The organism is Pseudomonas sp. 2(2015) (genome assembly GCF_000955865.1).
Taxonomy (GTDB): Bacteria; Pseudomonadota; Gammaproteobacteria; order Pseudomonadales; family Pseudomonadaceae; genus Aquipseudomonas.
Genome location: NZ_JYOF01000006.1, coordinates 35281 through 60476, shown reverse-complemented (window position 1 = coordinate 60476; position 25196 = coordinate 35281). Strand labels below are relative to the sequence as shown.

Sequence of the window (25196 nt, the reverse complement as noted above, 5' to 3'; positions counted from 1 at the left end):
CGCCCGAAGTCCGGCATCAGCCGTCGACTGCGCGCACCCTTATGACTGATCGATGTTGGAATCATTATGTCCGGCTGCACCGCTGTTTTTCGTCTGTCCCTGCAAGGGACCATCGCCGTGATCTGCGGCACCCTGCTCAGCCCTCTGGCCCTGGCCGCAAGCCAGGCCGAAGACGCACATGTCCATGACCAGGCCGAGCTGAGCCCGACGGTGATCACCGCCGTGGCCCCGAGCTCGCCGCTGACTATCGTCACCAACCCCAAGGACCCACGCCAGCCGGTGCCGGCCAGCGATGGCGCCGACTACCTGAAAACCATCCCCGGCTTCTCGGCCATCCGCGCCGGCGGCACCAATGGTGACCCGGTGCTGCGCGGCATGTTCGGCTCGCGCCTGAACATCCTCACCAACGGCGGCGTAATGCTTGGCGCCTGCCCCAACCGCATGGACGCCCCGACCTCGTACATCTCGCCGGAGACCTACGACCGCCTGACCGTGATCAAGGGCCCGCAAAGCGTGATCTGGGGCCCGGGCGCATCGGCCGGGACCATCCTTTTCGACCGCGAGCCGGAAAAATTCGGCGAGCTGGGCAGCCGCGTCAACGCCAGCCTGCTGGGCGGTTCCAACGGCCGCTTCGACAAGGTTCTGGATGCCGCCGCCGGCAACCGCTACGGCTATGCGCGCGTCGTCGGCAACCAGTCGCGCTCGGACGACTATGAGGACGGCAATGGCGACACCGTGCCGTCGCGCTGGGACAAGTGGAACGGTGACGTCGCCCTGGGCTGGACCCCGGACGCCGACACCCTGGTGGAACTGACCGCCGGCAAGGGCGACGGTGAAGCGCGTTATGCCGGGCGCGGCATGGACGGCTCGCAGTTCAAGCGCGAAAGCCTTGGCCTGCGCTTGGAGAAGTCCAACATCGGCGAGGTCTTCGACAAGCTCGAAGCCCAGGTCTACTACAACTACGCCGACCACGTGATGGACAACTACAGCCTGCGCACGCCCTCGGGCATGGGCATGATGGGCATGCCGATGGTCAGCAACGTCGACCGCCGCACCCTTGGCGGGCGGATCAAGGGCACCTGGCGTTGGGATGACCTGCAACTGATCAGCGGCATCGACGCACAAACCAACGAACACCGCCAGCGCAGCGGCATGGGCGTCGATGTGCACAAGCACATGGCCTGGACCAAGGACGCCGACTTCCACAACTACGGGGTGTTCGGCGAGCTGACCTGGTACGCCGCCGAACAGGACAGGCTGATCACCGGCGCGCGCCTGGACCGCGCCTCGGCCAAGGATTACCGCGCCACCAGCGCCACCCGTGGCGACACCCGCGCCGATACCCTGCCCAGCGGTTTTATCCGCTACGAGCACGACTTGGTAGATGTCCCCGCCACCACTTACGTCGGCCTCGGCCACGCCCAGCGCTTCCCCGACTACTGGGAGCTGTTCTCGCCCAAGTCCGGCCCGGCAGGTTCGGTCAATGCCTTCGACAGCATCAAGCCGGAGAAAACCACCCAGCTCGACTTCGGCATCCAGTACCAGACCGACACCGTCGACGCCTGGGCCTCGGGCTATGTCGGGCAGATCCGCGACTACATCCTCTTCGACTACCGGCCGGGGATGATGGGCATGCCAAGCTCCCAGGCGCAGAACATCGACGCGCGGATCATGGGCGGCGAACTGGGCGCGGCGTACAAATTGACCAGCAACTGGAAAGCCGACGCTACCCTGGCCTACGCTTGGGGCAAGAACAGCAGCGACGGCAAGGCACTGCCGCAGATGCCACCGCTTGAAAGCCGCCTGGGCCTGACCTACAGCCGTGATGTGTGGAGCGCCGGGGCCTTGTGGCGCCTGGTGGCGGCGCAGAACCGCATTGCCGAAAACTCCGGCAACGTGGTGGGCAAGGACTACGAGAAGAGCGGCGGTTTCGGCGTGTTCTCGCTGAACGGCGCCTACAAGGTCAGCAACAACCTCAAGCTCAGCGCCGGGGTCGACAACCTGTTCGACAAAGCCTACGCCGAGCACCTGAACCTGGCGGGCAACGCCGGCTTCGGCTACCCGGCCACCGACCCGCAGCCGATCAACGAGCCGGGGCGTACGTTCTGGACCAAGGTCGACCTGAGTTTCTGATCCAACCCGGGCGCGATCGTTGATCGCGCCTTACCCAGGCAACACGGGAGCGCTGCATGAGCAAACCGCACATATCCTTCTACAACCTGGCGTGGCGCTGGCATTTTTACGCCGGGTTGTTCGTCGCGCCGTTCATGATCCTGCTGGCGATCACCGGGATCATCTACCTGTTCAAACCGCAGCTAGACCCATTGCTGTATCGCGACTTGATGGTGGTCGAGGCCGGGCATCACCGGCACAACGCCGACAGCCTGCTGCAACAGGTGCAGCAGGCTTACCCCAAGGGCCAGGTCAGCCAGTACCTGCCGGCAATCGCCAGTGATCGCAGTGCCCAGTTCGTGGTGCACAACGCTGGCCGTGAATTGAATGTGTTCGTCGACCCCTACAGCGGCCAGTTGCTCGGCGAACAGGACGCGAAAAACAACCTGCAGGCCGTGGCCCGTGCGCTGCACGGTGAACTGATGATCGGCACCACTGGCGATCGCCTGGTGGAACTGGCCGCCGGCTGGGGCGTGGTGCTGGTGGTCTCGGGCCTGTACCTGTGGTGGCCGCGCGGCACGCGCAGCGCCGGTGTGCTGTGGCCGCGCCTGAACGCCCGTGGGCGCCTGCTGTGGCGCGACCTGCATGCGGTCACAGGCTTCTGGGGCGCGGCGCTGTTGTTGTTGATGCTGCTCAGCGGCATGACCTGGACCGGCTTCTGGGGCAAGCAGTACGCCGACCTGTGGAACCGTTTTCCGGCGGCAATGTGGAACGACGTGCCGCAGTCCGACCAGCAAGCCCGGGCGCTCAACAGCGCCAGCCGCCAGACCGTGCCCTGGGCCATGGAAAACACACCGATGCCGCAATCCGCCGCCCACGCCGAGCATGCCGGCCACAGCATGGGCTCCAGCGCCCCGGCGGCGCCGCAGGTCAGCCTGCAACAGATCGAAGAGCTGGCCACTACCCGCCGCGTCGAACCTGGCTACAGCATTACCCTGCCAACCAGTGCCGAAGGCGTGTACACCATTGCCGTGTTCGCCGACGACCCGCGCAACGACGCCACCTTGCATGTCGACCAGTACACCGGCCAGGTGCTGGTGGACGTACGCTGGCAGGATTACAGCAACGTCGCCCGCGCCACCGAGCTTGGGGTGATGCTCCACGAAGGCAAGATGTTCGGCACACTGAACCAGCTTATTGTCCTGCTGATCTGCCTGATGATCCTGCTCGGCTCGGTCAGCGGCCTGGTGATGTGGTGGAAACGCCGCCCCGAAGGTGGCCTCGGTGTACCGCCGCTGCGCCATGACCTGCCGCGCTGGAAGACCGCGACCGTGATCATGCTGATTCTGGGGGCGGCCTTCCCGCTGGTGGGCGGCTCGATGCTGCTGGTGTGGCTGGTGGATCGTTATGCACAACCGCTGGCGCGGACAAATCCGCTAACATGAGCGCCCGTTTTCGATACGGGCCTGTTTTTGGCGTCATCGCCCGCAGGCCCGCAGGACCTTGATGAGCACCCTGAGTATCAGCGACCTGCACTGGTCGCCCCTGGGCCACGGCCATTGCCACCACCAGTTCCAGCTGCGCGACGTCGAGTTGCAGGTCGGCGCCGGCGAGTTCGTCGGCCTGATCGGCCCCAATGGCAGCGGCAAGACCAGCCTGCTGCGCTGCGCCTACCGTTTCAACAAGCCGGAACGCGGCCAGGTGCGCCTGGGCGAGCATAACCTGTGGCAGCAGTCGCCGCGCTGGTGCGCCCAGCGTATCGCCGTGGTGCTGCAGGAGTTTCCCGATGCCTTCGGCCTGAATGTCGAGGAAGTCGTGGCCATGGGCCGCACGCCGCACAAAGGCCTGTTCGACGGCGACAGCCCGGCCGATCGCCAACGGGTCCAGGACGCCTTGCAGGCAGTCGGCGTGCAGGGCTTTGACGACCACACCTTCGCCAGCCTGTCCGGTGGCGAGAAACAGCGGGTGATCCTCGCCCGGGCTCTGGTCCAGCAACCGCAGGTGCTGATCCTCGACGAGCCGACCAATCACCTTGACCCGCGTTACCAGCTGGAGCTGCTGCAGCAGGTGCGGCGCCTGGGCATCGGCACCTTGGCGAGCATCCATGACCTGAACCTGGCGGCGGCCTTTTGCGATCGCCTGTACGTGCTCGACCACGGCCGCATCGTCGCCAGCGGCACGCCAGACCAGGTGCTGACCGCCGAATTGTTGCAGGCGGTGTTCGGCGTACAAGCGCTGATCGACCGCCACCCTCTGGCTGACCACCCTCGCCTTACCTGGATAACCCAGCGATGATTCGATCCATCCTGTTGCTCGGCCTGGCCTTGTTGCTGGCCAGCCCCGGCGCTTTCGCCGAGGCCACCCAATACCCGTTGACGGTGCAAAGCTGCAACCGCCAGGTGACTTTCACCAAGGCCCCGGAGCATGCCCTGAGCCACGACATCAACATGACCCAGATGATGCTCGCCCTCGGCCTGCGTTCGCGCATGGTCGGCTATAGCGGTGTCAGCGGCTGGAAGGCGGTCACCCCGCAGCTGCGCAAGCAACTCGACGGCCTGCCGGAACTGGCGGCCAAGTACCCGTCGGTGGAAACCCTGCTCAACGCCAATGTCGACTTCCTGTTCGCCGGCTGGGACTACGGCATGCGCGTCGGCGGCGACCTCACCCCGCAAAGCCTGGCGCCGCTGGGCATCCCGGTGTACGAGCTGACTGAATCCTGCGCCTTTGTCATGAAGCGCCCGGCAGCCAGCCTCGATGACACCTACACCGACCTGCGCAACCTGGGCAGGATCTTCGACGTGCAGGCGCGTGCCGAGCAGTTGATCGGCGACATGCAAGCGCGCGTTGCCGTGGTCCAGCAGCAGTTGCCGGCCGAGCGTCCACGGGTGTTCCTCTACGACAGCGGTGAAGACCGGGCCATGACCTCCGGGCGCCTGGGCATGCCCGAGGCGCTGATCGCCGCCGCCGGCGGGCGCAATGTGCTCAATGACATCGAAGCCAGCTGGACCCGGGTCAACTGGGAGAGCGTGGTCGAGCGCAACCCCGAGGTCATCGTCATCGTCGACTACGGCGAAGTCAGCGCCGCGCAGAAACAGGCGTTCCTCGAACAGCATCCGGCCCTGCAATCGGTGGAGGCGATCCGCAACAAGCGCTTCGTGGTCATTCCCTACGTGGCGGCCACGCCGAGCCTTGAAAACGTCGAAGCCATCGAGACCATCGCCAAGAGCCTGCACGGCGCATGAGGTCGGCAAACTCCCGGCAGCGGTTGTTGCTGCTCGCGCTGCTGGCCCTGCTGCTGGTGTCCTGCGTGGTGTCCCTGGGCTTTGGCTCGGCACCGGTGCCGGTCGAGGTGGTGTGGCGCGTGCTGCTGTTCAAGCTGTTCGGCGTTACCCCCGAGACACCGGCGTGGACCACGGGCCAGGAACATATCGTCTGGCTGATCCGCGTGCCGCGCATGCTTCTGGCGGCGCTGGTGGGCGGCGGTCTGGCGATGATCGGCGCGGTGCTGCAGGCGGTGACGCGCAACCCGCTGGCCGACCCGCACCTGCTCGGCGTCACTTCCGGGGCAACCCTGGGTGCGGTACTGGTGGTGCTGCATATCGGCGAGCTGCTCGGCGTGCTGACCTTGCCCCTGGCCGCCTTTATCGGCGCGCTGTGCAGCATGCTGCTGGTGCTGGCCATTGCCAGCCGCCACGGCCGCCTGGACAGCGACCGCCTGCTGCTGTGCGGCGTGGCCGTGGCTTTTGTGATGATGGCGGCGGCCAACCTGCTGCTGTTTCTCGGTGACCACCGGGCAAGCTCGGCAGTGATGTTCTGGATGCTCGGTGGCCTGGGCCTGGCGCGCTGGGAGCTGCTGCCGATTCCGGCGATCAGCGTATTGCTCGGCCTGGCCTTGTTGCTGGGCATGGCCCGCTCGCTGAATGCGTTGATGGCCGGCGAGCAGACCGCCGTGACCCTTGGCCTGAACGCGCGCAAGGTGCGCCTGCTGGCGTTTCTGATCTGCTCGCTGCTGACCGGCGTGCTGGTGGCGATCAGCGGCTCGATCGGCTTTGTCGGCCTGATGGTGCCGCACATCGCCCGGCGCCTGGTCGGCGCCGAGCATAGCCGCCTGCTGCCGGTGTGCTTGCTGCTGGGCAGCCTGTTCCTGATCTGGGTCGACGTCGCCGCACGTACGCTGATTTCGCCCGAGGACCTGCCGATCGGCATCGCCACTGCCGCCATTGGCGGTCTGTTCTTTATCGGCCTGATGCGCCGACGTTGATCACGGTCAACACCGCCCCCGCGTTGAGACGTATTGTCGCGCTAGCGCCAGGAAGGCGCGTGTTAGCCTAGCGGCGCACAACAAGACTGAACTCAACGGAATGCCTGCCTATGACCGCGAACCTGCCCCCGCAACACCCCACGCCGGAAAACCATGACCACCTGCAACGCAGCCTGTCCAACCGCCATATCCAGCTGATCGCCATCGGTGGCGCCATCGGTACCGGGCTGTTCATGGGCTCGGGCAAGACCATCAGCCTGGCCGGCCCGTCGATCATCTTCGTCTACATGATCATCGGCTTCATGCTGTTCTTCGTCATGCGCGCCATGGGCGAGTTGCTGCTGTCGAACCTCAACTACAAGTCGTTCATCGATTTTTCGGCCGACCTGCTCGGGCCCTGGGCCGGCTACTTCACCGGCTGGACCTACTGGTTCTGCTGGATCATCACCGGCATCGCCGACGTCATCGCGATATCGGCCTATTCGCAGTTCTGGTTCCCCGACCTGCCGCAGTGGGCGCCGGCGATTGCCTGTGTCGGCCTGCTGCTGTCGCTGAACCTGATCACGGTGAAGATGTTCGGCGAGATCGAGTTCTGGTTCGCCATGATCAAGATCATCGCCATCGTCGCCCTGGTCGGCACCGGCCTGTACATGGTCATGGCCGGCTTCCAGTCGCCGGCCGGACGCACCGCGGACCTTGCCAACCTGTGGAACGACCAGGGCATGTTCCCCCATGGCCTGATGGGCTTCTTTGCCGGTTTCCAGATTGCCGTGTTCGCCTTTGTCGGCATCGAACTGGTGGGCACCACCGCCGCCGAAGCGAAGAACCCGGAGCGCAACCTGCCACGGGCAATCAACTCGATCCCGATCCGCATCATCGTCTTCTACGTGCTGGCGCTGATCACCATCATGGCGGTGACGCCGTGGCGTGACGTGGTGCCGGGCAAGAGCCCGTTCGTGGAGCTGTTCGTGCTCGCCGGCCTGCCGGCGGCGGCCAGCATCATCAACTTCGTGGTGCTGACCTCGGCGGCCTCGTCGGCCAACAGTGGCGTATTCTCCACCAGCCGCATGCTCTTCGGCCTGGCCCAGCAGGGGGATGCACCCAAGCGTTTCGAGCAGCTGTCCAAGCGCAGCGTACCGGCCAGCGGCCTGCTGTTCTCGTGCACCTGCCTGTTGGCCGGGGCGCTGCTGATGTACGTGATTCCGGACCTGGTCGAAGCCTTCACCCTGGTGACCACGGTGTCGGCGATCCTGTTCATGTTCGTCTGGTCGCTGATCCTGCTGTCGTACCTGAACTACCGCAAACAGCGCGCCGCGCTGCACCAGGCCTCGAAGTACAAGATGCCTGGCGGGCGCTTGATGTGCTGGGTGTGCCTGGCGTTCTTCGCCTTCATCCTGGTGCTGCTGAGCCTTGAGCACGACACCCGCCAGGCGCTGATCGTCACGCCGTTGTGGTTCGTGCTGCTGACCGTCACTTACCAGTTCGTGCGGCGCAATCGCGCGCTGCTGACCGCCAACGCCGACAACTGATCAGTCGAACTTCAAGCCTTCTTGTTCGTATGCCGACGCCGCACGGTCCCACTGCTGTTCCAGTGCGGCGTCGGCTTCGGCTCGTTGCGCCTCGCTCGGGCCGTCGATGAACACACTGCGGCCCTGGCCAAGGCTCAGGCAGGCATTGATGTCACCACCCCAGATGTAAGGAAGGATAACTAGAAAACTGTCCGAGTCGACTTCGGCGTAGTGCGCCAGTTGCCGCAGCGGCGCCAGCAGTTGCAGCATCTCGCCATAATTGTCGGTGAACTCCAGCACGGCGAACGTCCACACCCCGGCCTGCTCATCGTAATGACTGCTGTTGCCCGCAGAAAACTCAACCCAGCCTTCGATCAGATCACCCAGGCTGCAGGAGGCGGTACGATCCAGGTCCTCGGCGGGGAGTTCGCCCGGGCCGTACGCGTCTTTGCTGTCATACCAGCATTGCCAGTCGTCGAACTGCCGCGGGTTGGCCACCGGCGCGCTCATCGCGGCCTGATAGGCAGCGGGGTTGAGGTTACAGCGAATGTACAGCGACGAAGCTTCCATCGGGTCTTTCCTTGTTCCGTGGGTGAATACTGATCAAACCGAGCTCAGAGAGGCTCAGCCTTCTGCTGCCTTGAGCAGTTCGGCCAGCACGGCATCGGCCTCGGCGCGTTGCGCTGGGGTCGGTGCCTCGGCGAACTGGCTGCGGCCGTTGAGTGTCAGGTAGGCGTTGTCGCCGTCACCCCAGATGTACGAGTAGACCAGCATGAAGCTGTCGGAGTCGGCGGCGCAGTACGGCGCGACACTGCGCAGTGGCGCCAGCATGGAGATCATCGCCCCGTAGTTTTCGCTGAACTGCAGCAGGGCGAAGCGCCACACGCCGGTTTTTTCGTCGTACTCCGATAGCGAGCCGTAACGGCTGCCGCCGGCGATCTGGCTAAGGGTCTCGGCCGGCATCGGCCGCAGGTCGTCTGTATCGACCTTGCCGCCACCGTACATTTCCTTGCTATCGAACCACTGCTGCCAGTCAGTGAATGCCGCGGCCTCGCCCGGCCGGGCGGCCATGACCGTGGCGTACTGCGCCTTGGTCATGCTGCAGCGAAAATACAGCGAGGACGGCTCACTGGCCTGTACCTGCCCCATCGCGGCCCACACGCCGGCCATCACCATCCCTGCACGGGCGAATCTGTTCACTGTCGTCATCCCTGAACTGCGTTCAAAGGCGGCGATGATACCTGCGCGAACCAAAGCTGTGCAGACTTGTTTGCCGCGCACCGGGCACAGCGCCATCACGGTGCAAGCATGCTCGCCCGCCATCGCCAATCGCCGTGCAAACCCCGCCCCAGACAGCTGCGCGCCACTCGGCACAGCCCTTGCTAACGCTCTTGGGCGAAGTCGCCATCTGCCCAACAGAACATCCGATTCCATGGAGAGAGCACTATGAAGCGTCGCAGTCTGATCAAGGCCTTTACCCTCAGCGCGTCCATCGCGGCGATGGGCCTGAGCTGGAGCATCCAGGCCGCCGAGACCATCAAGGTCGGCATCCTGCATTCGCTGTCGGGGACCATGGCGATTTCCGAGACTTCGCTCAAGGACATGGCCCTGATGACCATCGAGCAGATCAACGCCAAGGGCGGGGTCAACGGCAAGCTGCTGGAACCGGTGGTGGTCGACCCGGCGTCGAACTGGCCGCTGTTCGCCGAAAAGGGCCGCCAGTTGCTGACCCAGGACAAGGTCGCGGTGGTGTTCGGCTGCTGGACCTCGGTGTCGCGCAAGTCGGTGCTGCCGGTGTTCGAAGAGCTCAACGGTCTGCTGTTCTACCCGGTGCAGTACGAAGGCGAAGAGATGTCGCCGAACGTCTTCTACACCGGTGCCGCGCCCAACCAGCAGGCGATCCCGGCAGTGGAGTACCTGATGAGCGAAGACGGCGGCGCCGCCAAGCGCTACTTCCTGCTCGGTACCGACTACGTCTACCCGCGCACCACCAACAAGATTTTGCGCGCCTTCCTGCACAGCAAGGGCGTGGCCGACAAGGACATCGAAGAGGTGTACACGCCGTTCGGCCACAGCGACTACCAGACCATCGTCGCCAACATCAAGAAGTTCTCTGCTGGCGGCAAGACCGCGGTGATCTCCACGGTCAACGGCGACTCCAACGTGCCGTTCTACAAGGAGCTGGCCAACCAGGGCCTGAAAGCCACCGACGTGCCGGTGGTGGCCTTCTCGGTAGGCGAGGAAGAACTGCGTGGCATCGACACCAAGCCGCTGGTGGGACACCTGGCGGCGTGGAACTACTTCGAATCGGTGGATAACCCGGTCAACAGCCAGTTCGTCGCCGACTGGAAAGCCTACGCCAAGGCCAAGAACCTGCCGGGCGCCGACAAGGCGGTGACCAACGACCCGATGGAGGCCACCTACGTCGGCATCCACATGTGGGCCCAGGCGGTCGAGAAAGCCAAGTCCACCGATGTCGACAAAGTCCGCGAAGCCCTGGCCGGGCAGACCTTCAAGGCGCCATCGGGCTACACCCTGACCATGGACAAGAGCAACCACCACCTGCACAAGCCGGTAATGATCGGCGAGATCCAGGATGACGGCCAGTTCAGTGTGGTCTGGGAAACCGAGCAACCGCTGCGAGCGCAGCCGTGGAGCCCGTTCATTCCAGGTAACGACAAGCGGCCGGATTATGCGCAGAAGGGCAACTGAGTTGTCGGGGCCGCTTTGCGGCCCATCGCTGGCAAGCCAGCTCCCACAAGGACCGCGCATACCCACAGACACTGCAATGCCTGTGGGAGCTGGCTTGCCAGCGATGAGGCCCTGAGACATTCCACAACCGCGACGGATCCCGCTATGCCCAAGGCCCTCCAGCGCCTCTTCCTCGGCCTTCTCCTGCTGCTGCCGCTAGCCGCCCAGGCAAGTGATGCCGACTACTTCATCGCCGCCAAGGCCAATGAGCAGGCGCGCCTGCTCCAGGACTGGGCGGCGCAACCGGACCCGGCCCGTCTTGAGCTGCTAAGCGCCCTGCAACAAGGCCGCATCGCCGCCGGCGACACCCGCAAGCTGCGCCTGAACAACCGCCTGCGCGGGCTTGTGGATAACGCCCTGGCCAGCCATCAGTTGCTCAGCGCAGATAGCACAGTGCGCCTGGCGGCTGCCCAGCAACTGCAAAAAAGCGCGCAGCCGGCCCAGGTCGCCTTCCTCGACCGGCGCTTCGCCAGCGAAGCAGACGCCGCCGTACATGCCGCCCTCGGCCTGGCCCTGGCCAACCTGCAACTGGTCGACAGCGACCCGGCGGTACGCCTGGCCGCGGTGCGCCTGCTCGGCGAAACCGGCGATCCCATGGCCCGCACGCGCCTGGAGGCCTTGCTCACACCCGGTGTCGAAAACAACGCCGGGGTGCGCACCGCCGCCGAAACCAGCCTGGCCCAGGTCAAGCGCAAGCTGTTGTTCGGCGAGTTGCTCGGCCAGGCCTTCAGCGGCCTGTCGCTAGGCTCGATTCTGCTGCTCGCGGCCTTGGGCCTGGCGATCACCTTCGGCCTGCTCGGGGTGATCAACATGGCCCACGGCGAGATGCTCATGCTCGGCGCCTACGCCACTTACGTGGTGCAGATACTGGTGCAGCGCTACGCCCCCGGGGCCATCGAGTTCTACCCGCTGATCGCCCTGCCGGTGGCCTTCGCCGTCAGCGCCGGGGTCGGCATGCTGCTGGAGCGCACGGTGATCCGCCACCTCTACGGGCGGCCGCTGGAAACCCTGCTGGCGACCTGGGGCATCAGCCTGATCCTGATCCAGGCCATCCGCCTGCTGTTCGGCGCGCAGAACGTCGAAGTGGCCAACCCGGCCTGGCTTTCCGGTGGCCTTCAGGTGCTGCCTAACCTGGTGCTGCCCTACAGCCGCCTGGTGATCATCGCCTTCGCCCTGTTCGTGGTGCTGCTGACCTGGTTGCTGCTCAACCGCACGCGCCTGGGCCTGAACGTGCGCGCGGTCACCCAGAACCGCAACATGGCCGCCTGCTGCGGGGTGCCCACCGGGCGGGTGGACATGCTCGCCTTTGGTCTCGGCTCGGGGATCGCCGGGCTCGGCGGCGTGGCCCTGAGCCAGATCGGCAACGTCGGTCCGGACCTGGGCCAGAGCTACATCATCGACTCGTTCCTGGTGGTGGTGCTCGGCGGCGTCGGCCAGTTGGCCGGCAGCCTCTGGGCGGCCTTCGGCCTGGGCATCGCCAACAAGCTGCTGGAGCCGCAGATCGGTGCGGTGCTCGGCAAGATCCTCATCCTTGCGCTGATCATTCTGTTCATCCAGAAACGCCCGCAAGGCCTTTTCGCGCTCAAGGGACGGGTAATCGACTGATGAACCAGCCTCTGCTTGTAACCGCCAGCCAGAAGGCCGGCCCGCGCTGGACCCTGGCCATCGGCGCCGCTGTGCTGCTGGTGCTGCTGGCCCTGCCCGTGTTGTCGCTGCTGCCCGCCGGGCACAGCCTGCAGGTCTCGGCCTACACACTGACCCTGGTCGGCAAGATCCTCTGCTACGCCATCGTCGCCCTGGCCCTGGACCTGGTCTGGGGCTACGCCGGGCTGCTGTCGCTGGGCCATGGCCTGTTCTTCGCCCTCGGCGGCTATGCCATGGGCATGTACCTGATGCGCGAAGCGGCCGCTGATGGCTTGCCGGCGTTCATGACCTTCCTGTCGTGGAGCGAGCTGCCCTGGTACTGGGCCGGTACCCAGCACTTTGCCTGGGCCCTGTGCCTGGTGGTGCTGGCGCCCGGCTTGCTGGCGCTGGTGTTCGGCTTTTTCGCCTTCCGCTCGCGGATCAAGGGCGTGTACTTCTCGATCATGACCCAGGCCCTGACCTTCGCCGGCATGCTGCTGTTCTTTCGCAACGAAACCGGCTTTGGCGGCAACAACGGCTTCACCAACTTTCGCAGCATCCTCGGCTTTGAAATCACTGCGCAAAGCACCCGCGCAGTATTGTTCCTGCTTACCGTCGCCTTGCTGGTGGCCAGCCTGTACCTGGGCTGGCGCCTGGCCCGGAGCAAGTTCGGCCGGGTATTGACCGCGCTGCGCGATGCCGAGAACCGGCTGATGTTCTGCGGCTACGATCCGCGTGGTTTCAAGCTGTTCGTCTGGGTCTTGAGTGCGGTGTTGTGCGGCCTGGCCGGGGCCCTGTACGTGCCGCAAGTAGGCATCATCAACCCCAGCGAAATGTCGCCGACCAACTCCATCGAAGCCGCAGTGTGGGTGGCCCTCGGCGGGCGCGGCACGCTGATCGGGCCGCTGCTGGGCGCCGGGCTGGTCAACGGCATGAAAAGCTGGTTCACCGTGGCCTTTCCCGAGTACTGGCTGTTCTGCCTGGGTGCGCTGTTCATCCTGGTGACCCTGTACCTGCCACGGGGCGTGGTCGGTCTGCTGAAGAAAAGGGGCGAACAATGAGAGCCATCCCGCTAGCGCCGGTGCACCCGGAATTCATGCTTGAACCGATCCTCGACGCCGGCAGCGGCCGCGATGCCATCGGCCTTGGCCAGCGCCGCGGCGAAGGCCTGGACGTGCGTCACGGCACGGTGTTGACCCTGGAAGACATCAACGTCAGCTTCGACGGCTTCAAGGCGCTCAACAGCCTCAACCTGTACATCGGCGTCGGTGAACTGCGCTGCATCATCGGCCCCAACGGCGCTGGCAAGACCACGCTGATGGACGTGATCACCGGCAAGACCCGCCCCACCAGCGGCAAGGCCTGGTTCGGCGACACCCTGGACCTGACGCGCATGAGCGAAGTGCAGATCGCCCAGGCCGGGATCGGCCGCAAGTTCCAGAAGCCGACAGTGTTCGAGGCGCTGAGCGTGTTCGAGAACCTGGAGCTGGCGCAGAAGGCCGACAAGTCGGTGCTGGCCAGCCTGGTTGCGCGCTTGAGCGGCGAGCAGCGCGACCGTATCGACGAGATCCTGCAGACCATTCGCCTGAGCGGCTCGGCCCAGCGCCAGGCCGGGTTGCTCTCCCATGGCCAGAAGCAGTTCCTCGAGATCGGCATGCTGCTCATGCAAGACCCGCAATTGCTGCTGCTCGATGAGCCGGTGGCGGGCATGACCGATGCCGAAACCGAGTTCACCGCCGAACTGTTCAAGCGCCTGGCCGGCAGGCATTCGCTGATGGTGGTCGAGCACGACATGGGCTTTGTCGGCAGCATCGCCGACCACGTCACCGTGCTGCACCAGGGCAGTGTGCTGGCCGAAGGCTCGCTGGAGCAGGTACAGGCGGATGACCGGGTAATCGAGGTTTATCTGGGGCGATGAGGCCAACACAGGACGACAACATGCTGAAAATCGATTCCCTGCACCAATACTACGGCGGCAGCCACATCCTGCGTGGCTTGTCGTTCGAGGCCAAAGTTGGCGAGGTCACCTGCCTGCTCGGGCGCAACGGCGTCGGCAAGACCACCCTGCTGCGCTGCCTGATGGGCCTGCTGCCCATCCGCGAAGGCAGCGTGCACTGGGAAGGCCAGGCGATCACCACGCTCAAGCCGCACCAGCGGGTGCACGCCGGCGTCGCCTACGTGCCCCAGGGCCGGGAGATCTTCCCGCGTCTGACGGTCGAGGAGAACCTGCTGATGGGCCTGTCGCGCTTCGGCGCCGGCCAGGCCAAGAGCGTGCCGGCGTTCATCTACGAGCTGTTCCCGGTACTGGAGCAGATGAAGCAGCGCCGTGGCGGCGACCTCTCCGGCGGCCAGCAACAACAACTGGCCATCGGCCGTGCCCTGGCCAGCCAGCCGCGGCTGCTGATCCTCGACGAACCCACCGAGGGCATCCAGCCTTCAGTGATCAAGGAGATCGGCGCGGTGATCGCCAAGCTGGCTGCCCGTGGCGACATGGCGATCCTGCTGGTCGAGCAGTTCTACGACTTTGCCGCCGAGCTTGCCGACCAGTATCTGGTGATGTCACGCGGCGAAATCATCCAGGCCGGGCGTGGCGAAAATATGCAAGCCGAGGGTGTGCGCGGCCTGGTAACCATTTAACCTGAGCCGATCACTGTGCCCCTGTTCGAGACCCTGCCATGACCTACCTGCTGCGCGATACTGTGCCTGCCGACCTGCCGGGCATTCGCGAGATCTACAATGATGCCGTGCTCAACACCACGGCGATCTGGAACGAACAAGCGGTCGACCTCGCCAACCGCCAGGCCTGGTTCGACGCCCGCCAGGCCCAGGGCTACCCGATCCTGGTGGCGGTCGACGCTGGCGAGCAGGTACTGGGCTATGCTTCGTTTGGCGACTGGCGGCCGTTCGAAGGCTTTCGCCATACCGTCGAGCACTCGGTGTACATCCGCAGCGACCAGCGCGGCAACGGCCTGGGCCCCAGGCTGATGCAAGCGCTGATCGAACGGGCCCGCGCCTGCAACAAGCACGTGATGGTCGCCGCCATCGAAAGCGGCAACAGCGCCTCGATTCGCCTGCACCAGCGCCTGGGTTTCACCCTCAACGGGCAGATGCCCCAGGTCGGGGTGAAGTTTGGCCGCTGGCTGGACCTGACCTTCATGCAGTTGATCCTCAACCCCGATGCCCCGCCGCCGACAATGGAGTGACGCCTGTGAATGCTGCGCAGCTCAACCGTGTAACCCATGAAAGCTTTGCCTATTACCGCGACGGCCTGGTGGCGTTGCTGCTCGATGCCGTGCAACACGGGGCTTCGGTGGGGTTTCTGGCGGATATCGATGCGCAGCAGGCCGAGCACTACTTCGAAGAGGTGCGCCAGCGCCTGGTCAGCGGCGAGCTGTTGCTGTGGGTGGTGGGCAAGGACAAGGAAGTGCTCGGCAGTGTGCAGTTAGGGCTGTGCCTGAAACCCAACGGCTTGAACCGCGCAGAGGTGCAAAAGCTGCTGGTGCACAGTGCCGCGCGGCGTCGCGGCCTCGGTCAGCAACTGATCCAGGCGCTGGAACTGGCGGCGCGGCAAAAGCAGCGCGGCATGCTTTACCTGGATACCGAGGCCGGCTCCGGGGCCGAGGACTTTTACCGCTCGCTGGGGTACAGCAAGGCCGGCGAGCTTCCCGACTACGCCTGTGGGCCGGATGGGGTTTATCGGGCGACGGCGTTGTACTACAAATTGCTTTAGGGACTCATCGCGGGGCAAGCCCGCTCCCACAGAGATTGTGTGATCCTGTAAAGCGCCCCGCGATCAACCCTGCACAAACCGCCCCAGGCGCTGCCTGAGCATGCTGTTCTCGCTACGCAGCTGCTGCACTTCCTCCAGCAGCTCCAGCGCCAGCGCCACCCCTTCCCACTCCAGTTGCAAATCGTGATGCAGTTTGGCCGCGCGCTTGGCCAGCACCGGCGCCTGATCGTCAAACAGCCAGTCTTCCGGCGTTCGCCCGGAAGGCTCGACAATGCCGTGTTCGACGATTTCGATCACGTAGGCCGCCGGCAGATCGGCTTCCTGACAGAGGGTCTGCATGTCCAGTTGAACGATCAGGGTACTGCTCATGATCAGCTACTCCATTGTGTCCTCGGGTTGAACGCGGCCTTTTCCGACAACTTGCTCCACAGCTCACGGGCAGCGGCATCGGACTGGCTCGGCATCACCACTTTCAATTGCGCATACAGGTCGCCACGCTGGCCCTGCTTGTTGCTCAGGCCCATGCCCTTGATCCGCAGGCGCTGGCCGTTCTGGCTGTCCGGACGGATGGTCAGGTTGACCTTGCCGGTCAGGGTCGGCATCTCGACCTTGGTGCCCAATGCGGCTTCCCACGGTGCCAGCGGCACGGTGATGATCAGGTCATGACCTTCGACATCGAACAGTGGGTGCGGTGCCATGCGAATGGTCAGGAACAGGTCGCCATTGGCGCCGCCACCAACGCCCGGGGCGCCCTGGCCCTTGAGGCGGATCTTCTCGCCGTCGCTGACGCCGGCCGGGATCTTCACGTTCAAGGTCTTGGTGGTGAAGCCGGTGCGCTGGCCGCTGGCGTTGTGCTGCGGCACCTGGAAGCTGATCTGCTTGGATTCGCTGGACAGGGTTTCCTCAAGGAAAATCGCCAGTTCCATTTCCACGTCCTGCCCCCGCCGTCCGGCACTGCGTTGCTGGCCGCGGCCAAAAGGATTGCCGTTGCCACCGCGCGAACCGAAGATCGAGCTGAAGAAATCGGAAAAATCGCCACCGTCGCCGAAGCCCTCGGCACCTGCCGAACCACGGCTTTGCCAGCCCGGCGGGCCCTGGAACGGCCGGCCATGCTGGCCGTACTTGCGCAGCTCGTCGTACTCGGCGCGTTTTTCCGGGCTGCTCAGGGCTTCATAGGCCTCGTTGGCCTCCTTGAATTTCTCCTCGGCGTCACGCTCTTTGCTGACGTCGGGGTGATACTTGCGCGCAAGCTTGCGGTAGGCGGTCTTGATCGCCTTGTCATCCGCAGTGGGCTCAACGCCAAGAATCTTGTAATAGTCTTTGAAGTCCATCTAAGGAATCACCATGGGTTAATCGAATGCTTGTGTAGATTGGGGTCAAGCATAGCCTTTCAAGGTGCCCATGGGTTTGCCGCAAAGCAGATAATCGGTCTTGATTCTGCTGCCAGCTGGCATAAACTGCGCGGCCGTTTTTCCCCGGAAGTACAATCCATGAGTCAAGCATCCCCGGCCCGTGCCTGCGGCATCGACTTCGGCACCTCCAACTCCACCGTCGGCTGGCACCGCCCGGGCGTGGAGTCGTTGATCGCCCTGGAAGACGGCAAGATCACCCTGCCGTCGGTGGTGTTCTTCAACATCGAGGAGCGCCGCCCGGTGTACGGCCGCCTGGCCCTGCACGAATACCTCGAAGGCTATGAAGGCCGCCTGATGCGCTCGCTCAAGAGCCTGCTGGGTTCCAAGCTGATCAAGCACGACACCAGCGTGCTGGGCACCGCGCTGCCGTTCAAGGACCTGCTGGGCATGTTCATCGGCGAGCTGAAAAAGCGCGCCGAGGCCAATGCCGGCCGCGCCTTCGACGAGGTAGTGCTGGGCCGCCCGGTGCATTTCGTCGATGACGACCAGGCCGCCGACCAGGAAGCCGAGGACACCCTGGCAGAAGTGGCGAAGAAAATCGGCTTCAAGGACGTCTCGTTCCAGTACGAACCGATTGCCGCCGCATTCGACTACGAGTCGAGCATCCAGGGCGAAGAGCTGGTGCTGATCGTCGACATCGGCGGTGGTACCTCGGACTTCTCCCTGGTACGCCTGGCCCCGGAGCGGCACATGCTCGACGACCGCCAGCAGGACATCCTCGCCACCGGCGGCGTGCACATCGGCGGTACCGACTTCGACAAGCAGCTGAGCCTGCAGGGCGTGATGCCGCTGTTCGGCTACGGCAGCCGGATGAAAAGCGGCGCCTTCATGCCCACCAGCCACCACATGAACCTGGCCACCTGGCACACCATCAACTCGGTGTACTCGCAAAAATCCCAGCTGGCCCTGGGCAGCATGCGCTACGACATCGAAGACACCGACGGCATCGACCGCCTGTTCAAGCTGATCGAACAGCGCGCCGGGCACTGGCTGGCGATGGAAGTGGAAGAGACCAAGATCGAACTGACCCACAACGACCGCCGCCTGGTCGACCTCAAGCGGGTGCAGCCGGGGCTCAGCGTCGATCTGACCCGGGCGCTGTTCGAAGAGTCGATCGACAACCTGCTCGAGCGCGTGCGCGGCAGTGTCAGCGAGCTGCTGGCCAAGGCCGGCGTGGGTGTGGCGCAGGTCGATACGGTGTTCTTCACCGGCGGCTCCAGCGGCATTCCGGCGCTGCGCCAGAGCGTGGCGGCGATGCTGCCCAATGCCCAGCATGTCGAAGGCAACATCTTTGGCAGCATTGGCAGCGGCTTGGCGATCGAGGCGCGCAAGCGATACGGTTGAGATAGCCGGGGCCGCGTTGCGGCCCTTTCGCCGGCAACGCCGGCTCCCACAAAGTATTGCTGCACACTATCCCTGTGGGAGCCGGCGTTGCCGGCGATAGCCTTCAGATCACACCAGCTCTTGCTGGCGCAACTCACTCTTCAAATAGGCGTAATAGATCGGCCCGGCCACCACCCCCGGCAGCCCGAACGCCGCCTCGCACACCAGCATCGCCAGCAGCAACTCCCACGACTTGGCACTGATCTGCCCGCCAACGATCCGCGCGTTGAGGAAGTACTCGACCTTGTGGATAACGATCAGATAACCCAGCGCCGCCATCGCCACCCAGATCGACAACGACAGGCCGACGATGGTGATCAGGGTGTTGGACATCAGGTTGCCGATCACCGGCAGCAGGCCGAGCAGGAAGGTCAGCACGATCAGGGTCTTGGTCAGCGGCAGGTGCACACCGAACAGCGGCAGCACCACGGCGAGGAAGATGCCGGTGAAGAAGGTGTTGAGCAGGGAAATCTTGATCTGCGCAAAGACGATGTTGCGAAACGCCTGCACCAAAAGCGCCAGGCGGTTGAACAGCGCCGCCGCCAGGGGCTTGCGCTTGGAGATGTCGGGAATGCGCTGCAAGGCGACGATGGCGCCGAGGATCATGCCGATCAGCAAGGTGACGAACATGTGCGCCGCGCCCTTGCCCACCAGTTGCAGCTCGCCCAGGTGGGTCTTGAGCCATTCGCCGATGGCCACCTTGAACTCCGAGGCACTGGCCGGCAGGTAGGCGTCGATGAACGGCGGCAGTTGCCCGCGCGCCTGGTCGACCAGGAGCATGAACTTGTCCAGCGATGCCCCGGGGTTTTCAGCCTCGTGCAGCAAAAAACTGATGGCGCCGGCAAACAGCAAGGTCAGGGTGCTGACCACCAGGGTGCCGAGCAGCGCGACCGCCAGCCAGCGCGCCCGTTGCCCGGCAATCAGGTGCTGCAGCTTGGGCGTGAGCATGTTGACCAGTTCGAACACCAGCAGCCCGGCCAACAGGCTTGGCAGCAACTTGAGCGGCAACACCAGCAACAGGCCGGTGAAGACGATGATCCAACTGGCCAGGGTGATCTGGCGCTGAGTAAAGGTCATACAACCTCGAAAGGCGACGGCATGGAAAACCGGCAGTCTGCCAGCCTTCGCCCGGCAGGCATAGTGGCACGCAGCGGCGTTGCGGCTGGTAATGCCGCCCTGATGTTTCTATGATTGCCGCCCCCAATGGAATGGCGGCGCCGCGCTGGCGCATTCGCAGGCAGGCGAAACAGGAATCCCTCTGTGCCTTCCCACCTTCAAGGCACAGAGTTCAAAACCATGCGCAAACTGCTTGTCCTGCTTCCCCTGTTGCTGCTTGGCGGCTGTTCGGAAGATTTCGCCACCCTGCATTTCGCCCAGCCGGTAAGCGCCTACTATGGCGACCTCAAACAGCAGTACGGCGATGACCTGTACCAGGCCATCCTGAAACTCGGTATCGACCCGAAAGACGTCGAGGTCGAACTCGACAATGACCACCGCCAGGACTTGCTCATCAGCGTCTCGCGCTCGCTCGATGCCGGTAAGCGTCAGGCCCTGCGCGAGTTGTTCGACGAAATCCCCCGGGCCCGAGCGGCCACGTCCTGGGAAGTCGACGTCACCCTTGAACCGCAGTCACTGGAGCCCCAGTACCAGGTCTGGCGCGAGGCGCTGGAAAAGATCAAGGGCCCGGTCACCCTCGAGATCAAGCTTGGCAGCCGTATCGAAGCGCTTTCCACCGCCACCCTCATGGACAGCATCCAGGCCGCCGAGAAAAAAAGCGAAGTGGCGAGCATCATCACCTGCCACGTGCTGGCCGAAGTCTCGCGCGGACCATTCAAGCTCAGGTCGATCGTGCAGCTCGAGGAAGGCCCGTCGGAACGTGCGCAGGTGGTCATCGAGTACGGTCAGATGCGTTATGCCACGGTGCCTGCACAGTTCGACTTCAAGGATCCGGTCCTGAAGGAACGAATCCGCAACGGCCAGATCAAGGCCTGGCAAGCCGAACGGATGCTGCAGCGCAATCCGTACGGCCCGTTCGAGATGGCCTTCGAAATCGGCTCGCTGGGCAAGCAGAGCGTTAACCTCTACTCAGGCACCGACCAGCGCATCAGCATGCTCCAGAGTGACTGCCGGGAGCTGGCCGACCACGCCGGCCGGCCGTTCTCGCTGTTTATCGGCCAGGGCCTGGACCGGCTGGAGTCGGTGACTTACGCCAACTGACGCAGGTTACTTTTTCTTCAGGCAGTCGCTCATGTACGCCTTGCGCTCATCACCCTTGAGCGCTTTGGTGGTGGCGTCGGCGTTGCAGGTTTTCATTTTGTCCTGCTGGGTCGCAGGCTTGGCTTTCAGGCAGGTGCTCATGAACGCCTTGCGCTCGTCGCCCTTGAGCGCCTTGGTGGTGGCATCGGCGTTACAGGTTTTCATTTTCTCCTGTTGCGCCGTGGCGGCAAATCCTTGGGAACACATCAGCAAACCGAGCAACAGCAACGGCACACGCACCATCTTCATGGCGTTTTCTCCTGGTCGCTGCGCACCACGCGCAGCCTTGGCCGAAGTGTAGACAAATATTCTTACAAACCTCCAGCGCGAGCCTGCCGCCGGTACTGCTCCGGGGTGCAATGGGCCTGGCGCTGGAACATGGCGATAAATGCCGAGGCGCTGCTGTAGCCCAGGTCGAAAGCAATCTGCTGGGTCGGCAGGTTCTGCTCCAGGGCCTCGATAGCACGCAAAAAGCGCAGGCGCAGGCGCCATTCGCCAAAGCTCATGCCCAGCTCGCGAATGAACTGCCGGGCCAGGGTGCGTTCACTGACATGCACGCTGGCCGCCCAATGGCCGAGCGGGCGATTGTCGCCAGGCTCGGCGTGCAGCGCCTGCAATACTTCAGCCAAACCGGCGCTTCGAGCGTAGGGCAGGTAACAGGTCTGGGCCGGGGCGCGGCGCAGTTGGTCAACCAGCACCTGGGCCAAACGCTGGTCGGCTTCATCTTCAGGCACCTTGACGTCACGGGCGGCAAAATCGCCGAGTATGGCTTTGAGTATGTCACTGATCACCAAGGTGCAAGGCTCGCCTGGCAGCCCTTTGCACACCTCGCGATCCAGGTACACCGAGCGATAGACAATGGCCTGGGGGTTGTAGCAGCTGTGCTCGGTATCGGGCGGCACCCACACCGCATAGTGCGGCGGCGAGATGAAGCGCTGGCCGGCGATCTCCAGGTGCATGATGCCGTGGGCCGCATAGTTGAGCTGGCCCCAGGCGTGCCGGTGGGCGGCGCTATGGGTGTCGGCGCCGAATTCGTCATAGCGAAAGTACACCGGGGCCGGCAAGGTCTCGAATTGCGGGATGTTCAGGTACTTTATCGGCATGCTGTCTGGATCTATGCGCAGGTTGTCTGGATACAAGTATAAGCAACGGGACAGACAAGTGGATAATTGCCGCCTGTATCCTCAAGAGTTCCCGTTTCATGAATTATGCGTTTCCGTTACTGGCAATCTTCATCTGGGCCGGCAATACCGTGGTCACCAAGATGTCCGCCGGGGCGATCTTCCCGGCCGAGATCGGCTTCTATCGCTGGCTGCTGGCCGGCCTGCTGTTCACCCCCTTCCTGCTGCGCCCGGTGTTGCGCAACTGGGCAGCCATCGGCCCGAACCTGGGCAAGATCTTCATCCTCGGCGTGCTTGGCATGGCGGTGTACCAGAGCCTGGCCTACTTCGCCGCCGCCATCACCAGCGCCACCAACATGGGCATCATCCTCTCGCTGATGCCGTTGATGTCCCTGGCCCTGGCGATCATCAGCCTCGGCCAGCGGCTGACCATCGGCGCGCTGATTGGCGCCGTGGTGTCGTTCGTCGGTGTGCTGGTGGTGGTCTCGGCCGGTGATCTGGCGGCGTTGGTGCAACACGGCGTAAACAGTGGCGATGCGCTGATGCTGATTGCCACCCTGGCCTATGCGGTGTACAGCACCCTGCTGAAAAAGTGGCAGTTGCGCATCGCGCCGCTGCAACTGCTGTACCTGCAGGTGCTGGTGGCGATCATCGTGCTGTTTCCGCTGTTCGTGCTCTCACCGAAGACCGGCCTGGGCGCTGGCAATATCGGCCTGGTGATCTATGCCTGCGTACTGGCCTCGATGATCGCGCCGCTGGCCTGGATGCAGGCGGTCAGCCGCCTCGGCCCGAGCCGCACGACGCTGTTCTTCAACCTGCTACCGGCAGTCACGGCAGTGATCGCCGCCATGGTGCTGGGCGAGCAACTGGCGCTCTATCACCTGGTCGGCGGGGTGTTGACCCTGGTCGGGGTGATCCTCGCCGAACGCTGGAAAACACCCCTGCACCGCCGCGCTACAGCCCCGCAGCCTTGAGCCTGGCGGCATGCTCGGTGAACAGCCGCACCGGCTCCGCGCCCTTGCCCACCGCCCCTAGCGACTGGTTGACGATGTCCAGGTGATCGAGCGGATAGTCATCGCCGATCACCTGGCCCAGGTGCGAACTGAAGCGCCCGACCATGCCGTCGCACTGGCCCTTTTCCCGTACGAAGGTGCGGGCGAACAGGCGGCAGAAGCGGTTGCTGCCATCCAGGCGGTTGAGACCGCGATCGGTCAGGCCCGGCTGCAAGGTGCCGGACCAGGAGTAGTAACGCACACCATTGACCTGGGCCGGGCCCTCGCCGCCCCAGGTCGTCGGCAGACCCTGTGGATAAGCCTGGTTGAAGCGCGCCACGCCGGCACTGGTGAGCGACTGGTGCGAGGCGTGCACGTCGATCGGCAGTTTCGGTCCGCGCCAGCCGGTTTCCAGCCAACCCATCAATACCGCCAACCCGTGCAGCAAAGCCTTGAGCACACGGCCGCGGGCAGAGTGGGCGGGGTAATAGTCATGCAGGTGATCGGCCAGCTCCGAGCCGTGATTGGGCCCGGCAATCGAGGTGACCGAGGCCACCCATTCCGGCCGTTTGGCCGCCGCATAACGCGCGGTCAGGGCGCCCTGGCTGTGGCCGAGCAGGTTGACCTTGTCGGCGCCGGTACGCTGGCGGATATCGGCGATGATCAGCAGCAACTGCTCGCCGCGCACTTCGCAGGAGTTCAGCGGCGAAACCTGCACGGCAAACACCTGGGCACCGCCCCGGCGCAACGCCGAAACGATCCCGAACCAGTAGGGATACAGCAGCAAGCGGACAAACCCGAGCATGCCCGGCACCAGCAGCAGTGGATAACGCGTGGCGAGCCCTTGGGCCATGGCTGCATTCCCCGTTCCGTGGACAGTCGGCCAACCCTACAGGCAATTCGATGGCAATCGCAATCGAACTCCCGCCGCTCGCTGGGGTTCCAAGCCAATAGACCCTCAGCAAGGAGCTCAACCATGTACAAGCATACCCTGGCCATTCTGCTGACCACCGCCACCCTGGCCGCCTGTGGCAGCCGGCCGGAGAACCCGGTGGACTACGTCACCTACCACGAGGAACCGCTGGTCAAGCAGGTCGAGAACGGCATGACCATGCAGCGGGTGATTGCCATTGGCGGCAGCCCCTCGACGGTGATCGACCTGCCCCATGGCGGTACCTGCAACAACTACATCCTCAACCGTGACGGCAAGCAGCAGGCCTACTACGTGCGCTTCGACGCCACCGGCCATGTCGACGCCAAGGGCTTCAAGACCTGCGAACAACGCCAGGTCGACGACGATGCCGTCGACAAGGCCAAGGCCAAGCTATAAAACTTTTCCGCGTGCCGGGGACTCACAGCTTAAGTAACCAGCGCGCCGACAGAGCGTGAAGATCGATCCGTTTTCAGCCTGGAGATGATGATGAGCAACGTTGAACTGACCGATGTTAAAACCTTGCGCGAACGCGCCCGCCAGCATGTCGAGCAGGGCGCGGTGACCGAGGGTTACAGCGCCGACCGGGAGAAAATCCTGCGCCTGCTCAACGAGTCGCTGGCCACCGAGTGGGTCTGCGCCCTGCGCTACAAGCGCCACTACTACATGGCCAGCGGGATCAAGGCCAGTGTCGCCGCCGACGAATTCCTCGAACATGCCACCCAGGAGCTGCAGCATGCCGACAAGCTGGCCGAGCGCATTGTCCAGCTGGGCGGCGAGCCGGACCTGAACCCCGACAACCTGAGCAAGAACTCCCATGCCCAGTACGTCGCTGGCAACAACCTCAAGGAAATGGTCCTGGAAGACCTGATCGCCGAGCGGATCGCCATCGATAGCTACCGCGAGATCATCCAGTACATTGGCGAAAGCGACCCGACCACCCGGCGCATCTTCGAAGATATCCTGGCCCAGGAAGAAGAGCACGCTGACGACATGGCGGATTTACTGCAAGGCCTCTGATCCCCTCCTGCCAAAGGGCCGCGCCGCGGCCCATCGCTGACCTGTGGGAGCTGGCCTTGCCAGCGATGGGCCGCAAAGCGGCCCCGCCCCACACAT

General features: G+C 64.2%; 26 protein-coding genes. 18 read left to right on the top strand and 8 right to left on the bottom strand.

Annotation, left to right across the window (positions count from 1 at the left end; translation table 11 throughout):
• The first annotated feature begins 66 nt into the window (after positions 1-66).
• The 6 genes from UB48_RS11280 (at position 67) to cycA (ending at position 7902) form a co-directional block, all read left to right on the top strand.
• A complete protein-coding gene (locus tag UB48_RS11280) occupies positions 67-2133 on the top strand; it encodes a TonB-dependent copper receptor (protein ID WP_045196961.1) in 2067 nt (688 codons plus the stop codon).
• A gap of 56 nt (positions 2134-2189) precedes the next feature.
• Complete coding sequence (locus tag UB48_RS11275) at positions 2190-3557, top strand: PepSY domain-containing protein (RefSeq protein WP_045196959.1); 1368 nt, start codon at positions 2190-2192, stop codon at positions 3555-3557.
• 61 nt (positions 3558-3618) lie between these two features.
• The gene (locus UB48_RS11270) at positions 3619-4407 is read left to right on the top strand and encodes an ABC transporter ATP-binding protein (protein ID WP_045196957.1); all 789 of its coding nucleotides are present in this window, start codon (positions 3619-3621) and stop codon (positions 4405-4407) included.
• Complete coding sequence (locus UB48_RS11265) at positions 4404-5354, top strand: ABC transporter substrate-binding protein (RefSeq protein ID WP_045196954.1); 951 nt, start codon at positions 4404-4406, stop codon at positions 5352-5354. Before UB48_RS11270 ends, UB48_RS11265 begins: the two co-directional genes overlap by 4 nt.
• Positions 5351-6373, top strand: a complete 1023-nt coding sequence (locus UB48_RS11260) for an iron ABC transporter permease (RefSeq protein WP_045196952.1) — start codon at positions 5351-5353, stop codon at positions 6371-6373. The genes UB48_RS11265 and UB48_RS11260 overlap by 4 nt, the downstream gene beginning before the upstream one ends.
• 110 nt (positions 6374-6483) lie before the next feature.
• Positions 6484-7902, top strand: a complete 1419-nt coding sequence (cycA, locus tag UB48_RS11255; RefSeq protein ID WP_045196950.1) for a D-serine/D-alanine/glycine transporter — start codon at positions 6484-6486, stop codon at positions 7900-7902.
• On the opposite strand, the gene UB48_RS11250 is transcribed toward cycA, so the two are convergent.
• Together UB48_RS11250 and UB48_RS11245 are read right to left on the bottom strand one after the other, a co-directional pair.
• Positions 7903-8451, bottom strand: coding sequence for a hypothetical protein (locus tag UB48_RS11250; RefSeq protein WP_038997400.1), 549 nt, complete (start codon positions 8449-8451; stop codon positions 7903-7905).
• A gap of 54 nt (positions 8452-8505) precedes the next feature.
• Positions 8506-9081 (bottom strand): hypothetical protein, encoded by a 576-nt coding sequence (locus UB48_RS11245; protein ID WP_256326692.1) that lies wholly within the window; start codon positions 9079-9081, stop codon positions 8506-8508.
• A gap of 246 nt (positions 9082-9327) precedes the next feature.
• Between UB48_RS11245 and urtA the strand changes: the two genes are divergently transcribed.
• The 7 genes from urtA to UB48_RS11210 all read left to right on the top strand — a co-directional run bounded on the left by urtA (position 9328) and on the right by UB48_RS11210 (position 15985).
• Positions 9328-10593: an urea ABC transporter substrate-binding protein gene (urtA, locus tag UB48_RS11240; RefSeq protein WP_045196946.1), complete on the top strand. Its 1266-nt coding sequence runs from the start codon at positions 9328-9330 to the stop codon at positions 10591-10593.
• A gap of 144 nt (positions 10594-10737) precedes the next feature.
• Positions 10738-12237 (top strand): urea ABC transporter permease subunit UrtB, encoded by a 1500-nt coding sequence (gene urtB / locus UB48_RS11235; RefSeq protein ID WP_045196945.1) that lies wholly within the window; start codon positions 10738-10740, stop codon positions 12235-12237.
• On the top strand, positions 12237-13316 hold the full coding sequence (gene urtC / locus UB48_RS11230) for an urea ABC transporter permease subunit UrtC (RefSeq protein WP_045196943.1): 1080 nt from the start codon (positions 12237-12239) through the stop codon (positions 13314-13316). Before urtB ends, urtC begins: the two co-directional genes overlap by 1 nt.
• Before the next feature lie 35 nt (positions 13317-13351).
• Positions 13352-14173: an urea ABC transporter ATP-binding protein UrtD gene (gene urtD / locus UB48_RS11225; RefSeq protein ID WP_156160192.1), complete on the top strand. Its 822-nt coding sequence runs from the start codon at positions 13352-13354 to the stop codon at positions 14171-14173.
• A 20-nt stretch (positions 14174-14193) separates the two neighbouring features.
• Positions 14194-14892: an urea ABC transporter ATP-binding subunit UrtE gene (gene urtE / locus UB48_RS11220; protein ID WP_045196939.1), complete on the top strand. Its 699-nt coding sequence runs from the start codon at positions 14194-14196 to the stop codon at positions 14890-14892.
• A gap of 38 nt (positions 14893-14930) precedes the next feature.
• Positions 14931-15458: a GNAT family N-acetyltransferase gene (locus UB48_RS11215; protein WP_045196937.1), complete on the top strand. Its 528-nt coding sequence runs from the start codon at positions 14931-14933 to the stop codon at positions 15456-15458.
• Positions 15459-15463: 5 nt separating this feature from the next.
• Positions 15464-15985: a GNAT family N-acetyltransferase gene (locus tag UB48_RS11210; RefSeq protein WP_045196935.1), complete on the top strand. Its 522-nt coding sequence runs from the start codon at positions 15464-15466 to the stop codon at positions 15983-15985.
• 63 nt (positions 15986-16048) lie between these two features.
• On the opposite strand, the gene UB48_RS11205 is transcribed toward UB48_RS11210, so the two are convergent.
• Complete coding sequence (locus UB48_RS11205) at positions 16049-16354, bottom strand: chaperone modulator CbpM (protein WP_045196932.1); 306 nt, start codon at positions 16352-16354, stop codon at positions 16049-16051.
• A 2-nt stretch (positions 16355-16356) separates the two neighbouring features.
• Complete coding sequence (cbpA, locus tag UB48_RS11200; protein ID WP_045196930.1) at positions 16357-17316, bottom strand: curved DNA-binding protein; 960 nt, start codon at positions 17314-17316, stop codon at positions 16357-16359.
• 159 nt (positions 17317-17475) lie between these two features.
• Here cbpA and UB48_RS11195 point away from each other — a divergent pair, with 159 nt between their 5' ends.
• Positions 17476-18741: an Hsp70 family protein gene (locus tag UB48_RS11195; protein ID WP_045196928.1), complete on the top strand. Its 1266-nt coding sequence runs from the start codon at positions 17476-17478 to the stop codon at positions 18739-18741.
• A gap of 108 nt (positions 18742-18849) precedes the next feature.
• Here UB48_RS11195 and UB48_RS11190 read toward each other — a convergent pair whose 3' ends face one another.
• Positions 18850-19857: an AI-2E family transporter gene (locus UB48_RS11190; protein WP_045196927.1), complete on the bottom strand. Its 1008-nt coding sequence runs from the start codon at positions 19855-19857 to the stop codon at positions 18850-18852.
• 219 nt (positions 19858-20076) lie between these two features.
• On the opposite strand from UB48_RS11190, the gene UB48_RS11185 reads away from it, so the two are divergent.
• Positions 20077-20997, top strand: coding sequence for a hypothetical protein (locus tag UB48_RS11185; protein ID WP_156160190.1), 921 nt, complete (start codon positions 20077-20079; stop codon positions 20995-20997).
• Positions 20998-21003: 6 nt separating this feature from the next.
• Here the strand turns inward: UB48_RS11185 and UB48_RS11180 are convergent, their stop codons facing one another.
• Positions 21004-21285 carry a PsiF family protein gene (locus UB48_RS11180; RefSeq protein ID WP_045196923.1) on the bottom strand — a complete coding sequence of 94 codons (282 nt, stop codon included), beginning with the start codon at positions 21283-21285 and terminating at the stop codon, positions 21004-21006.
• A 62-nt stretch (positions 21286-21347) separates the two neighbouring features.
• The gene (locus UB48_RS11175; protein WP_045196920.1) at positions 21348-22139 is read right to left on the bottom strand and encodes a helix-turn-helix transcriptional regulator; all 792 of its coding nucleotides are present in this window, start codon (positions 22137-22139) and stop codon (positions 21348-21350) included.
• A 98-nt stretch (positions 22140-22237) separates the two neighbouring features.
• On the opposite strand from UB48_RS11175, the gene UB48_RS11170 reads away from it, so the two are divergent.
• Positions 22238-23131 (top strand): DMT family transporter, encoded by an 894-nt coding sequence (locus tag UB48_RS11170; RefSeq protein WP_045196919.1) that lies wholly within the window; start codon positions 22238-22240, stop codon positions 23129-23131.
• Here UB48_RS11170 and UB48_RS11165 read toward each other — a convergent pair.
• Entirely contained in the window at positions 23112-24002 is an 891-nt protein-coding gene (locus UB48_RS11165) for a triacylglycerol lipase (protein ID WP_045196917.1), read from the bottom strand. The genes UB48_RS11170 and UB48_RS11165 overlap by 20 nt on opposite strands.
• Before the next feature lie 123 nt (positions 24003-24125).
• On the opposite strand from UB48_RS11165, the gene osmE reads away from it, so the two are divergent.
• On the top strand, positions 24126-24479 hold the full coding sequence (osmE, locus tag UB48_RS11160) for an osmotically-inducible lipoprotein OsmE (RefSeq protein WP_045196915.1): 354 nt from the start codon (positions 24126-24128) through the stop codon (positions 24477-24479).
• Positions 24480-24569: 90 nt separating this feature from the next.
• Complete coding sequence (locus UB48_RS11155; RefSeq protein ID WP_045196913.1) at positions 24570-25100, top strand: bacterioferritin; 531 nt, start codon at positions 24570-24572, stop codon at positions 25098-25100.
• Positions 25101-25196: the final 96 nt, after the last annotated feature.